This is a genomic window from Streptomyces sp. NPDC050418 (assembly GCF_044458745.1).
Lineage (GTDB): Bacteria > Actinomycetota > Actinomycetes > Streptomycetales > Streptomycetaceae > Streptomyces.
This window is the reverse complement of the sequence record NZ_JBITIG010000009.1, coordinates 369,343-382,697: the sequence shown is the minus strand read 5'-3', so window position 1 is coordinate 382,697 and position 13,355 is coordinate 369,343. Positions and strand designations below refer to the sequence as shown.

The 13,355-nt window shown below is 72.2% G+C and carries 10 protein-coding genes; 3 read left to right on the top strand and 7 right to left on the bottom strand.

Going from position 1 to position 13,355, the window contains the following annotated elements; translation table 11 throughout:
• The first annotated feature begins 44 nt into the window (after positions 1-44).
• On the top strand, positions 45-1,109 hold the full coding sequence (locus ACIBI4_RS23995) for an NlpC/P60 family protein (protein ID WP_399206045.1): 1,065 nt from the start codon (positions 45-47) through the stop codon (positions 1,107-1,109).
• A 7-nt stretch (positions 1,110-1,116) separates the two neighbouring features.
• On the opposite strand, the gene ACIBI4_RS23990 is transcribed toward ACIBI4_RS23995, so the two are convergent.
• The 5 genes from ACIBI4_RS23990 to ACIBI4_RS23970 are packed head-to-tail and all read right to left on the bottom strand — an operon-like array spanning position 1,117 to position 7,399.
• The gene (locus ACIBI4_RS23990; RefSeq protein WP_399206044.1) at positions 1,117-2,349 is read right to left on the bottom strand and encodes a styrene monooxygenase/indole monooxygenase family protein; all 1,233 of its coding nucleotides are present in this window, start codon (positions 2,347-2,349) and stop codon (positions 1,117-1,119) included.
• A 29-nt stretch (positions 2,350-2,378) separates the two neighbouring features.
• The gene (locus ACIBI4_RS23985; protein ID WP_399206043.1) at positions 2,379-3,029 is read right to left on the bottom strand and encodes a GTP-binding protein; all 651 of its coding nucleotides are present in this window, start codon (positions 3,027-3,029) and stop codon (positions 2,379-2,381) included.
• On the bottom strand, positions 3,010-3,417 hold the full coding sequence (locus ACIBI4_RS23980) for a DUF742 domain-containing protein (protein ID WP_399206042.1): 408 nt from the start codon (positions 3,415-3,417) through the stop codon (positions 3,010-3,012). The genes ACIBI4_RS23985 and ACIBI4_RS23980 overlap by 20 nt, the downstream gene beginning before the upstream one ends.
• Positions 3,414-3,914 (bottom strand): roadblock/LC7 domain-containing protein, encoded by a 501-nt coding sequence (locus ACIBI4_RS23975; protein ID WP_399206041.1) that lies wholly within the window; start codon positions 3,912-3,914, stop codon positions 3,414-3,416. The genes ACIBI4_RS23980 and ACIBI4_RS23975 overlap by 4 nt, the downstream gene beginning before the upstream one ends.
• Positions 3,911-7,399: a nitrate- and nitrite sensing domain-containing protein gene (locus tag ACIBI4_RS23970; RefSeq protein ID WP_399206040.1), complete on the bottom strand. Its 3,489-nt coding sequence runs from the start codon at positions 7,397-7,399 to the stop codon at positions 3,911-3,913. The genes ACIBI4_RS23975 and ACIBI4_RS23970 overlap by 4 nt, the downstream gene beginning before the upstream one ends.
• A gap of 424 nt (positions 7,400-7,823) precedes the next feature.
• On the opposite strand from ACIBI4_RS23970, the gene ACIBI4_RS23965 reads away from it, so the two are divergent.
• Positions 7,824-8,669 (top strand): hypothetical protein, encoded by an 846-nt coding sequence (locus tag ACIBI4_RS23965; RefSeq protein WP_399206039.1) that lies wholly within the window; start codon positions 7,824-7,826, stop codon positions 8,667-8,669.
• A 40-nt stretch (positions 8,670-8,709) separates the two neighbouring features.
• Here ACIBI4_RS23965 and ACIBI4_RS23960 read toward each other — a convergent pair whose 3' ends face one another.
• A complete protein-coding gene (locus ACIBI4_RS23960; RefSeq protein WP_399206038.1) occupies positions 8,710-9,204 on the bottom strand; it encodes a MarR family winged helix-turn-helix transcriptional regulator in 495 nt (164 codons plus the stop codon).
• A gap of 236 nt (positions 9,205-9,440) precedes the next feature.
• On the opposite strand from ACIBI4_RS23960, the gene ACIBI4_RS23955 reads away from it, so the two are divergent.
• Positions 9,441-10,286 (top strand): lysozyme, encoded by an 846-nt coding sequence (locus ACIBI4_RS23955; RefSeq protein ID WP_399206037.1) that lies wholly within the window; start codon positions 9,441-9,443, stop codon positions 10,284-10,286.
• A gap of 71 nt (positions 10,287-10,357) precedes the next feature.
• Here the strand turns inward: ACIBI4_RS23955 and ACIBI4_RS23950 are convergent, their stop codons facing one another.
• Entirely contained in the window at positions 10,358-13,210 is a 2,853-nt protein-coding gene (locus ACIBI4_RS23950) for a M4 family metallopeptidase (RefSeq protein ID WP_399206036.1), read from the bottom strand.
• Positions 13,211-13,355: the final 145 nt, after the last annotated feature.

Sequence of the window (13,355 nt, the reverse complement as noted above, 5' to 3'; positions counted from 1 at the left end):
GCCGCCCGGAGGGGGCCGCCCGCCCCGCGACCGGAGGTGATGGCGTGTCAGGGCGTGTACTGCGGCTGGTCTGCGCGGCCGCGGTGGCCGCGGCCTCGGTGGTGGTGCCGGCGGGTGGTGCGGCGCACTCGGCGCCCGAGCCCGATGTCCCCGCCGCGGCGGCCGGGAAGCCGGTGGCCGCGCTCCTCGCCGATCTGCAGAAGCTGTACCGGGCGGCCGAGCAGGCCACCGAGACGTACAACACGACCGCCGAGCAGCTGAAGCGGCAGACCGCCGACACACGCCGCAAGAACGCCGAACTCGCCCGCTCACGGCTCCTGTTGATCGACAGCAGGCTGGCGGCGGGGCGGCTCGCACGGCAGCAGTACCAGGGGGCGAGCGGCTTCGACGGCTACGTACGGCTGCTGCTTTCCGCCGATCCGCGGACCGCGCTCGACCAGAAGCATGTGATCGCGCGGCTCGCGCGGGAGCGGGTGGAGACGGTGGGGCGGCTGAGCACGCAGGAGCGGACCGCGGACCGGCTGGCGACCGCGGCGCGCAAGGCCCTCGACCAGCAGCAGGTGCTCGCGGGGAAGCAGAAGAAGCAGCGGGACACGGCGGTGAAGAAGCTGGACGCCGTGGAGCGACGGCTGGCCTCGGTGAGCGCGGAGGAGCTCGCGGAACTGCGGAAACTGGAGAAGACGGACGCGGCCGAGGACCGCGACGAGCTGCTCGCGTCGGGCGCGCTGCCCGGCCCGGGCGGCGCGCAGGCGTCCCGTGGCGGTGCGGAGGCGGTGCGGTGGGCGCGGGCCCAGGTGGGCAAGCCGTACGCGACAGGGGCGCGGGGGCCGAAGGCCTTCGACGCGTCCGGGTTCACGGGGGCGGCGTGGGAGCGAGCCGGTGTGCAGCTGCCGCGGACGGGGCGCGGGCAGTGGGAGGAGCTGGAGCGGGTGCCGCTGAAGGCGGTGCGGCCCGGCGACGTGATCGTGTACGGACCGTCCGCGGCACATGTGGCGCTGTACGCGGGGAACGGCGAAGTGGTCGCACCTCGCCCCGGAGGCCGGGTGGAGGTGCAACCACTGGGCGGGCGGGCCGTATTGGGGGCGGTACGACCCGCCCCCAAGGCCTGAAGGACCGCTACGGAGCAACGGACGTCAGGTACGCGCCCGCCTTCTCCGGCTCGTAGAAGAACTCCTCGAAGTCCGAGGGGTCGTTGAAACCGTTCGCGAAACGGTCCGCCACCGGCTGCAGCTCGCCCGCCGCGCCGATCAGGTTCAGGACGTGCTCCGGCGGCGGCGACAGCATCGCGTTCGTCCACTTGGTGACGTGCTGGGCCGTCGTCCAGTAGCGGTCGAACGCGGACTGCATCCAGGCCTCGTCGAAGGGGCGGTCGCCGTGCTCGACGATCGAGGAGAGATACGAGGCGGCGCACTTCGAGGCCGAGTTGGAGCCCTGGCCCGTGATCGGGTCGTTGGCCACGACCACGTCGGCCACGCCGAGGACCAGACCGCCGCCGGGCAGCCGGCCGATGGGGTTGCGGACGGTGGGCGCATAGCGGCCCGCGAGCGTGGCGCCCGCGTCCGTGAGCTCGACCTTCGTGGCGCGCGCATACTCCCACGGGGTGAACTTCTCCATCAGCTCCAGCGTGAGCGCCAGGTGCTCGGAGGGGTCCTTCACGCCCTGGAAGACATCGAGCGGACCACCCGGGATGCCTTCCCAGAAGAGGATGTCGGCGCGGCCCGACGTGGTGAACGTGGGCATCACGAAGAGCTCGCCGACGCCGGGCACGAGGTTGCAGCGGACCGCGTCGAAGTCCGGGTGCTCGGGGCGGGTGCCCAGGCCGTGCACGTACGAGACGGCGAGGGCGCGCTGCGGCTCCGCGTACGGGGAGCGGGCGGCGTCGCGGCCGAACATCGAGACGAGCTCGCCCTTGCCCGCGGCGACCAGGACGAGGTCGTAGGTCCGCGAGAAGTAGTCGAGGTCGGAGACGGCCGCGCCGTGGATGACCAGCTGGCCGCCGCGCTGCGCGAAGGTCTCCATCCAGCCGGCGAACTTCACGCGCTGGTCCACGGACTGCGCGTGGCCGTCGAGGCGGCCGACCCAGTCGATGACCCGCTGCGACTCCGGCCCTGCGACCGAGACACCGAGGCCCTCGATGCGCGGGGCCTGGGACTCCCAGAAGTTCAGCGACAGATCGCGCTCGTGCTGCAGCGCCGTGTGGAACATGCACTGTGTGGACATGACCCGCCCGGCCCGGATCTCGTCCGCCGTCCGGTTGGACATCACGGTGACCTCGTAGCCCTGCGACTGCAGGCCGAGGGCGAGCTGGAGACCGGACTGGCCGGCTCCGACGATGAGTATCTTGCGCATGGGCAACTCCCCGGTGGAATAAGAGTGGTTCAGGCAGGGGTGAGATCGAGTGCGTGGCCCACGAGGGCGAGCAGCGTCTCGACGACCGGGATCCGGCGGCGCGCGTCCATGATCAGGACAGGGATGCGGTCGGGCACGGTGAGCGCCTCGCGCACGTCCTCGGCCGCGAACTCCTCGGTGCCTTCGAAGTGGTTGACGGCCACCACGTACGGCAGTCCGCAGCTCTCGAAGTAGTCGAGCGCGGGGAAGCAGTCGTCGAGGCGGCGGGTGTCGGCCAGCACGACGGCGCCGATCGCGCCGCGGATCAGGTCGTCCCACATGAACCAGAAGCGCTGCTGGCCCGGAGTGCCGAAGAGGTACAGGACCAGGTCGTCGTCGAGCGTGATCCGGCCGAAGTCCATGGCGACGGTGGTGGTCGCCTTGTCCGGGGTCGCGGACAGGTCGTCGGACGCGGCGGAGGCCTCGGTCATCAGGGCCTCGGTCTGCAGCGGAGTGATCTCCGAGACCGAGCCGACCAGGGTCGTCTTGCCGACGCCGAAGCCGCCCGCGACCACGATCTTCGTGGCGACGGGGGCGCGGGTGCGGTCCAGCTGCCAGGCCTTGGCGCCCTCTTCGGCCGGTTCGGCCAGGGGTATGGGACCGTCCGCGACGGTCCGCGGGTCAGAGACGGCGGAGTCCACCCAGCACCCTTTCGAGCAGAGCGCGGTCCGGGCGGCCGGGGCCGTGCCCGGTCCCGTACACACGGATCCTTCCCTGGTCGGCGAGGTCGCTGAGCAGCACGCGCACCACGCCGAGAGGCATCTTGAGCAGCGCGGCGATCTCGGCGACCGTGCGCATCCTGCGGCAGATCTCCACGATGGCCCGCAGCTCCGGCATGACCTTCGTGTGCAGGCTGCCGTTCGGGAGTTCGGGGCGCTCGTCGCCGCCTTCGATGGCGGGGACGGCCGCGACGAAGGTCTCGACGAGCAGCACATGGCCGAAGCGCGTTCGGCCGCCGGTCAGGGAGTACGGGCGGACGCGCGCGGGGCGCCGGTCCGCGCCGCGCACGGGGAGCTTCGCGGGGGTCACCGGAGGCCCGCCTCCGCCTGCTGGTCCCGTTCCCTGGACTGGCGCAGCTCGCTGCGGAGTTCGGGGGTCAGGACGTGGCCGGCACGGCCCACGAACAGGGCCATGTGGTACGCGACCACGCTCATGTCGCAGTCGGGGGTGGCGTGCACACCGAGCAGGGAGCCGTCGCTGATGGCCATCACGAAGAGGCTGCCCTCGTCCATGGAGACCATGGTCTGCCGTACGCCGCCGCCCTCCATGAGCCGGGCGACGCCGACGGTGAGGCTGCCGAGTCCCGAGACGATGGTGGCGAGGTCGGCGCTGGAGCCGCGGGGGCTCGCTGGGGAAGGGGTGCGCTCCTGGTGCTGCCCCGGATCCGAGGACAGCAGCAGCAGTCCGTCCGACGACACGACGGCGACCGAGAGGAGTCCCGGCACCTCTTCCACCAGGTTCGTCAGCAGCCAGTGCAGGTTACGGGCCTCGGTGCTGAGCGCACCGGGCGTGCTGGACACCGTCAACTGCGGGCCTCCTTGAGTGAGTCCCCCGGATCCGTGGTCTCTTGCGGGTCGGTCTTCGTCTGGTGCGCGGACTGGGTGCGCTGAGGTGGGACTTGAGGGTCTATGGGGGGCGTGGGGGGTGTGCCGTGCTGTGCGCGGGGGGTGGGCTCGGTTCCCGGGGCGGGCGCGGCGTTGGGGGTGGGCTCGGTGCCCGGGGCGGGCTGCGCGTTGTGGGTCGGCTCGGTGCCCAGGGCGGGCTGCGCGTTGTGGGTCGGCTCGGTGCCCAGGGCGGGCGCGGCGTTGGGGGTGGGCTCGGTGCCCGGGGCGGGCTGCGCTTCGGGCCGTGCTTCGGGCTCGGGGTGGGTCCGGGCCTCGGGCTCGGGGCGGCCGACGGACTCAGGCCGGCCGACGGACTCGGGCCGGCCGTCGGTGAGTTCGGCCTCCACGTCGCGGCGGCCCGCCTGGGCGCCCTGGCGGAAGTGGGCGAGACGGCGGCGGAGCGCGTCGGCGTCCACACCCTGGGGACGCCGGGGCGCGGCCGTCGCACTGGGCGCGCTGACCTTGGGGGTGCGCTTGGGCAACCCCTTCTCGGTGACCCGCTCCCACTTACCCGCACGCGCCGCGTCCTCCGCCTGCGGCACCTCATCGGCGACCCGCTCGTGCGCGTGGTCGTCGGGGATGGGCTGGGTGAGCGCGGGGGCGGCGGGTGGCGGGGTGGGCTCGGGGGACGGGGCCGGGATGCGGGCGGCCGCCGGTTCTGCGGCCGGTTCTGTGGCCGGTTCGGCAGACGGTTCTGTGGCCGGTTCCGGGACAGGGAGGGTGAGTTCGAGGGTGGTCTCGGAGGTGACGGCCGGGTCTTCGGTGCCGGGAACGGTCCCGGCACCGTCGGCCGTGTCTTCCTCGGCCTCGTGGGCCTCCGCCACGTCATCGCGCGGCGCTCGCGCACCGAAGGCCGCGGCGACCAAGTCCTCGCCCAGCGGCGCCTCCTGGCCGGCGGACGACAGCTCGTCACCGGCCGTCTGCCGTGCCCCGGGCTCGGGCTCGGGCTCGGGCTCGGGCTCGGGCTCGACAGCGTCGGCGGGTTCCGCCGCGGATTCGGCTACGGATACCCGTACGACCTGGGCGTCTGCGTCGTCGTCACCGTCTGCATCCCGTACGACATCGAGCGCCTCGTCCTGTACGGCATCAGCCGCCGTATCCCGTACGGCATCAGCAGCCGACGCCTCGGCATCGGCAGCCACCTGCTCCTGGACCGCCGGCTCCGGGGCCGGTGCCTCGGCCGCCGCCGCGCCCGACTCCAGTGGCTCCCCCACAACCCCCCGAGCCCGCCCACCCAGCTCGTTCGAGTTGGCCTCCGCCTCCGCGCCCGCCAGGTGGACCGGCGACGTCGGGAACGGGGACGTGAGGTGGTGGGTGTGGGAGGTGGCGGGGCCCGCGGCCAGGATGGGCTTGGGCAGGGTGGCCGTGGCCGTCGTGCCGGAGGTCGTGGGCTGGTCGCGGAGTTCGACGCGGACGCCGTGGCGCGCGGCGAGCCGGGAGACCACGTGCAGGCCCAGGCCGAGGCCCTCATCGTCGGCCGTGTGGAGCGCCTCGGGGTCGAAGTCCGTGAGGAGCACGTTGACCGCGTGCAGGCGTTCGGGGGCGAGTCCTATGCCCTCGTCCTGCACGGAGAGCATGACTTCGCCGCTCTCCAGGAGCCACCCGGAGACCTCGACGGCAGCGTCGGGCGGCGAGAACGACGTGGCGTTCTCCAGGAGTTCGGCCAGGAGGTGGCTGAGGTCGTCCGCCGCGAAGCCCGCCAGGTGGGCGTGGGGCGGCAGCGAGCCGATGCGGACGCGGTCGTAACGCTCGATCTCGCTGACCGCCGCCCGTACGACGTCGACGAGCGGCACCGGACCGGGATGCGTGTGCTTGTGCTCGGCGCCCGCGAGGACCAGCAGGTTCTCGCTGTGGCGGCGCATCACGGTCGCGAAGTGGTCGAGCTTGAAGAGCGTGGCGAGGCGCTCCGGGTCCTCCTCGCGGTCCTCCATGCCCTCGATGACGGCGAGTTGCCGGTCGACCAGCCCGAGGGTGCGCAGCGCGAGGTTGACGAAGGTGTGCTGAACGGATTCCTCGGCGTGGTGCAACGCATCGCGTGCCGCGGCGAGTTCCTTGCGCAGCTCGACCCGCTCACAGGCCAGCTTCTCGCGCTCCCCGACGAGATGCGCCCGGTCGGCCTCCAGAACCCCGGTCCGCTCGTGCAGCTTGGCGGTGCGCTCGTACAGCGCGTTGACGGACCGTACGACCGCGGCGAACTCGTCGTTGCGCCCGGTGAACCGCACCGGCTCCTCGCCGCCCGCGCCGGCCGCGAGGCGCGCCGTGCCCAGGCGCAGGACCGCGAGCGGGCGGGTGAGCGTGCGCGCCACGGCGATCCCGACGCCGAGCGCGAGCAGAGCGAGCGCGCCGACCAGCGCGATCCGCAGTTCGAGGGCGGTGACGTCGTCGTCGCGGAGGGCGGAGAGCTCGGCGATCCGGTCGGTGGCGAGGCTGTTCTCGACGCTGCGGAGCTGGTCGATCCGGGCCGTGAGCGCGGTCTCGATCTTCTCGCGGTTGTAGCCGAGCTCGGTGGGGCTGAGCGTCGGCCGGTCGGTCAGCCGGGCGAGGTAGCGCTCCGCGGTGGAGACCTCGGGGCCGGAGACGGTGGTGCTGAGCTTGGTGCGCTGCTCCACGGGCGCGGCGACCGTGAACGCGTCGAGCGCGGCCTGCTCGGAGCGCTGCGCCTCCTGGGCGGCGGCGGTGAGCGCGTCGCGGCGCTTGTCGTCGTCGCTGCGGGCCGTGGTGGTGACGGCGAGCCCGGTCACCGGGTCGATCACGGTCTGCGGGACGCTGCGCGGCGTCGCGTACGCGGCGAGCAGCAGACCGCGGACGGCGGCGGCCTCCGAGACGGCCCGGTCGAGGTCGGCGAGCGCGTGCCGGCCCGCGCCCGCGCGCGGCGGCAGCAGGTCGGCGAGGTGCTCGGTGAGGCGGTGCAGTTCGGTGAGCGCGACCGTGTACGCCTTGTGCGCGTCGAGCGCCGAGCCCTTGCCGCCGAGCGCCTTCTTGCGGATGCCCGCGAACTCGGCGAGGTCGGCGCGCAGGTCCGCGGGCGCCTCGGCCCGCAGCTCGGCGATCTGCCGGTCGATGCGCTCACCGCTGCCGGGACGCTTGTCCTCGGGACGGCCCGCCGCGATGTACGCGGTGATCTCGTCCCGCTCGTCGGTGAGCGCGTGCGCGAGGGTGGTGGTCTGCCGGGTGAGCTCCGCGAGCTCCACCAGGCGCTGCGTCTGTGCGACTTGGGAGGACGCGCCGAGCACGGCGGGTGCGCCCGCACCCGCGACGGCCGCGGTGACGACCGCGACGGCGACGATCAGACGGCTGCGTACCCGGACCGTCTTGCGGCCCTTCGCCGCCGGGTCGGCCTTCCCGCCCGGAGAACGGTCTGGCGTACGGCCTTGACGGGCCTGAGGAGCCGTCGGCTTGCTCTGCACCGGTGCTCGCATCCTCGTTGCTCTCGATGTTCTTGTTCTGTCGCGTCGTGCGCCCTGGGTGTGCTGCGGGGCGCGGGGGCTGCTTGGTGTGTCGCGTCGTCCACCTTCTGGGTCCGGTGTGGTGACGTGCCCTCTCTGGTACGGCTTATGACCATTCCAGCGCGCCTGTGTGGCGGTCGCCCATCATCGGGCGGGCCACCCGAAGGAGTGAACATCGCCGGGAGTTGAGGGATCAAGTTCCGGTTCGACATCGATACGGGACCGTGCGCGGCGCCGGTTGGACGGCGGGCCCGGCCTTTGGCAAGATGCCCCGCCCTCCCGGCGCAGAAGGGTCTGGTCCAGGCCAGGAACGGGGCCCCCGGGCCAACTCCCGTCGGACTCGCCCTCTGTGAAGGTCCCGTCCACACTCGTGCAGACTGCATGGATGCGCGTCGAACTCTCCACGGACCCCGGTGACCCCGCACGCCCCAACGAGGACTTCGCGTCCGTGGCCCTGCCCGCCTCGGGAAAGGGCGGGACGCTGGTCGTCCTGGACGGGGTGACGCCACCGGCCGGGGACGACGGTTGTGTGCACGACGTGCCCTGGTTCGTGGCGAGTCTCGGCGGCGCCCTGGGTGAACTGTCCGTTTCACGGCGGGACATGGACCTGGCCGGGATCCTCTCCCTGGCCATCGCCCGCACCGCCGAAGCCCACCGCTCCACGTGTGACCTTTCTCACCCTCGTACGCCTCAGGCGACGGTGGTCCTCGCGCGGTGGGACGCGGAGCGGGTCGAACACCTCGTCCTGTCGGACTCCCTGCTGCTCGCCGAGTCACCCGCCGGGGACGTCACCGTGGTGGCCGACCGCAGACTGGACACGCTGCCGGCGCGGGTGACGAACGCCCGTGACGCGGTGCGCGCGCTGCCGGAAGGCTCGCCCGAACGGGACGCGGCGGCGCGGGAGTACGTGGCCGCCGTCGAGTCGCTGCGCAATGCGGAGGACGGCTTCTTCACGGCCGCCGCGGACCCCTCGGCCGCCGCACGCGCGGTCACGGGCACCTGGCCGCGCACCGCCGTCCGCACCCTCGTCGGCCTGACCGACGGCGCGGGCCGCTGGTCCGACACCTTCGGCGAGGGCGACTGGTCCGAGTGCTTCGCCTTCGTGCGCAAGGCGGGCCCGCAGGGCCTGATCGACCGCGTGCGCGTCCTGGAGCGGGAGCGGGAAGCCGCGGGCGTACGGGCCCGCGGCAAGGCGCATGACGACGCGACGGTCGTGTGGGTCGAGCTGTAGGCCGGGGCTGCGGCTCGCAGCGGACCGGGCGCGGCCGGTTCTACTGCTCGCCGCCCGCGTTCAACTGCTGCAGCAGCCGTGCCAGTTCGGCCACCTCGCCGCGGTCCCAGTCGGCCAGCTGCCGTACGTAGCGCTCGCGGCGGGCCGTACGGACCGTGCTGAAGCGGGCCCGCCCCTCGTCGGTGAGGCGCAGCAGCGCCGCGCGGCCGTCGGCCGGGTCGGGGTCGCGGGCCACCAGGCCGAGGTCCTCCAGGGCGCGCAGCTGACGGCTCATCGTCGCCTTGCCGACGCCGAAGTAACCGGCGAGGTCCGTGGCCCGCTGCGGCCCCGTCTCCTCCAGGCGGACGAGCAGTCCGTACGCGGCGGGCTCCAGATCGGGGTGGACCGCGCGCGCCATCTCGCCGGAGCTGGCCCGTGCGCGCCGCAGCAGCACCGTCAACTCCCGCTCCAGAGCCAGGAATTCGTGGTCCACACCATTTTCCGGCGCGCCGGGACGCGCGTTGTCGTCGGGGCGGTCGTGCACTTCAGAGGCCATGAAACGCTTTCCGGATGCTGAAAGTTTCTGCCGGCCGCGGCTGTTGCCGCAGCTCGGCCAGTATTTCGCAGGCGTAGACCAACGGCAGCCCCATGGCCCTCTTCCCCCACGCGAGTCGCTGTGCGTAGCTTCTTAGTGACATGTCCACGCCGTCACCGGAGCGACATGTCGACAGATCCCCCCACCCTGGAGTCCCCCCTGTCCACCGGACTCCACGAGGCCTTCGGAGGCACGCAATGTCCGTGCACAGACCCGGAAGACCCCGTACCACGCGCCGCGTGAGCCCCCGCTCACGACTGACAGCCGCCGGCGTCCTGCTCGCCGTCCTCTCCCTCCTGTTCACCCTCCCCGCCACCGCCCAGGGCGCCGACAAGCCCGAACGCGGCGAGGCCCGTATGGGCATGGGCGTCGTCGCCCACGACGGCCAGGGCGGGCTGCCCCGCGAGACCCGCGCCGTCCAGACCGAGGGCGTCGACGTCTCCAGCCACCAGGGCAACGTCAACTGGTCGGCCCTGTGGACCAGCGGCGTGAAGTGGGCCTACGTCAAGGCGACCGAAGGCACGTACTACAAGAACCCGTACTTCGCGCAGCAGTACAACGGCTCGTACAACATCGGCATGATCCGCGGCGCGTATCACTTCGCGACCCCCAACACGACGACCGGCGCCGCCCAGGCCGACTACTTCGTGAACAACGGCGGCGGCTGGTCCCGCGACGGCAAGACGCTGCCGGGCGTCCTCGACATCGAGTGGAACCCGTACGGCGCGGCCTGCTACGGCAAGTCGCAGTCGGCGATGGTGACCTGGATCCGCGACTTCCTCAACCGCTACAAGGCGCGCACCGGGCGCGACGCGGTGATCTACACGGCGACGAGCTGGTGGACCCAGTGCACCGGGAACTACGGCGGCTTCGGCTCCACCAACCCGCTGTGGATCGCGCGCTACAACACCACACCGGGCACGCTGCCGGCCGGCTGGGGCTTCTACACGATGTGGCAGTACACGTCGTCCGGCCCGATCGTCGGTGACCACAACAAGTTCAACGGAGCGCTGGACCGCGTGGTCGCACTGGCCAACGGCTGAGCCCCGTCCCTGAACGTGGAGGCCCGGCCACCTGTGGGGGTGGCCGGGCCTCCACTCGTACATGTGCAGGATCAGCAGCGGCCCGCCGGGCGGTCGCGCTTCACGAGGTTCGTGTAGCCGGTGGTGCCGTCGAGCCACAGGACGCGGGTGCCGGTGTCGGCGGACGCGTAGACCTGGTCGCCGCGGTTGCAGGAGATGCGCTGCGCACCGCCCTTGCCGTCGGGGGCGGCCTGGTACAGCTTCGGCAGCGTCGCGTTGGCCCACGACGTGGCCGCCGGGAGCGTCACCACGGTGACGGCCTCGTCGGAGGCGGTGAGCTGGTACGCGTGCAGGGCGCCGTCGCCGGACTCCGGGGTGATCGTGGCGCGTCCGGTGCCGTCGGCGGCCGCGCGCATGACGGCGGCCCGACCGGTGTCGGTGCCGTCGCCGTCCTCGATCCAGAAGACGCCGTCGTCGGTGATCTCGGTCTGGCCGACGCCGGCGACCGTGTTCTTGTCGATCGGCATCAGCGTCTTCGTTCCGGTGGCCGTGTCGTAGACCTCGACGCCGAGCTTGTAGCCGTCGGACTCGGCCCACAGCTTCGCGTAGGCGATCTTGCCGTCGCGCACCGAGGTGAGTGCCGTGACGCTGACGGGGTTGGGAGCGAGCTCCTTGGTCTCGCCGGTCTTGATGTTGACGTACCGGGCCTGCTCGAAGCCGGACCTCGGGTTGATGTACGTGTACACGAGGACGTCACCGTCGAGCTTGACGGAGGTGACCTGGGCGCCGAGGGCGTCGACGACCTTGTCGAGGCCGCCGCCGATCGGGCGCACGTGGATGTTGACCGCGCCGTAGGTGAACTCGGCCCAGGCCACGTTCTTGCCGTCGGTGCTCGCGTAGACGTTGTAGTTGCCGTTGTTCGGGCTCAGGAGCTGGGGCGTGCCCTTGCCGTTCGTGTTGCCCGTCCAGATCGCGTACGGCTCGCTGCCCTCCTCGTTGGAGCGCGACAGCGCGTACTTGCCGCCGGCCGCGGAGACGCCGGTGCCCGCCACGTTGACCGTGGACAGGAGCGTGTCGGTGTCCACACCGAGCGCCTTCTCCCAGCCCGGTGCGATGCCGTGGGCGTCGAAGGAGCGCTTGACCACCGTCAACTGCGCCTTGGTGGCGCCGAGTTCCTTGGCGGCCGCGAGCACGGCGGCGCGGCCCTCGGTGAAGCCGTCGAGCGGCGTCATGTACGCGGACATGGCGCGGTAGACGATCTGGTCGGCGAACTCGGCGCCGAGGTCCTCGCGCAGGTCCCACAGGGCGCCCGAGAAGATGGTGGAGTTGAGGTGCACGCCGCCGTTGTCGCCGCGGTAGCTGACGCCGATGAAGTCCTCGGACGTGGTGGCGCCGTCGTTGAGGTCGCGCAGCGCGCACTCGCGCGGGCTCAGCGTGGTGCACAGGTCCTCGCCGAGCAGACCCGCGTCCGGGTCGTCCATGGACTGGCCGTTGGCCTCCAGGTCGATGGCGTTGCCGAAGTAGTCGGCGAGCGCCTCGTTCATGGCGCCGGACTGGCCCGCGTAGACGAGGTTCGCGGTGTGCTGGACGACGCCGTGGGTCATCTCGTGGCCGACGACGTCGGCGTCGGCGGACAGGGTGCGGTAGTCGCCGCCGCCCTTGCCGTACACCATCTTGGTGCCGTCCCAGAAAGCGTTGTTGTACGGCTGCCCGTTGGCGGTGACGCCGACGAGCGAGTACATGTACCCGTCCTTGTCGTCGAGTCCCTTCCGCCCGAAGTGGTCCTTGTAGTACGCGTATACCTTGTTCGCGGCCCAATGGGCGTCCACCGCACCGGAGTCGGTGAACTCCGCGCCCAGGTCGGGCGTGGCGGACTTGAAGATCTGCGCATTGCTGGGCCAGACGCCCGACGCCTGGGAGACATCGGCGCCGCGGGCGTCCCAGGTCTGCAGCAGGGGGCCGTTGTACGGGTCGGCCGCGTCGCGGAACCCGTAGTCGTACATCTGGTAGGTGCCGTCACCGCCCTTGTACAGGTTGAGGTCGGCCTTCTCGCCGTTGTAGCGGGTTCCTGTGCCCTTCACCACGAACGAGGGCGCGTCCGCGGTGGCGGCCTCCTCCGGGGCGGGCTCCGTCGCGTCCGCGGCGCCTGCGGCGGCGGCCGGGGCGGACGCGCCGAAGGTCCGGATGCTGCTGTACTGCAGGACCGGGAAGCCCGAGTGGGCGTCGACGTACACCTCCTGCTTGACGGCCGTACCGTCCGCCGGGTTCACGCCCGTGACCGTGATGTGCCGGGTCAGCACGCCACTGCCCTGCGGCAGGATCGCCAGGTCCACGGCCTCGCCGGTCAGCGGACCGGAGCCCGGCTTCTCCCCCTTGGCCGGTGCGCGCAGCGGCCCGCCGCCCAGCTGCGCGGTGACGGCGCTGACCGCGCGCTCCACGGCGGTCTTCTCGGAGACCTTCGGGGTGACCGAGTCCAGCTGCACCTCGGTGAAGTAGCTGCCCGAGGTGCCGGTGACGGTGCGCCTGCCGTCCTTCTTCGTCATCCGGACCAGGTACTGGCCGCCGAGTACTGGGATGCCCTGGTGTTTCTGCTGGAGCCGTACGGTCTCCTTGCCGCCCTTGGCCGTGGACGTGCCCAGCGAGGTGAGGTCCTTCGCCGAGGTGTCCGCGATGTGGTAGCGGCTCTTCTTCGCCTTGAGGTGGCCGCGCGCCGCGTCGGCGGGGCTCTGCGCGGCGGAGACCTCCTCGTCCAGGCCGGTCACGAGCGACGGGGTGTCCGTGCCCGGGTCCGGCTCGGTGACCGCGGCCGCCGGTGCGTCCGCCGCGTGGGCGGCCGGCACCCCGGTGACGAGGAGACCGGCGGCGGCGAGCAGCGCCGCCACTCCGTGGCCGACGGATATGCCTCCCGGCCTGTCTGCTCCGCGTCTGTTCGCTGAAGTCCGCACGACTCTTCCCTTCGCTGTCCCTGCACGGGACCGACCTGCAGGGGACCGCCCCTTGTACGGGACGGCCCCTGACGGACGGGTAAACGGAATCCGGATGCGGACATGCAACGGCCGGACGGCGGCCGCGAACAATGTGCTGCCGGTG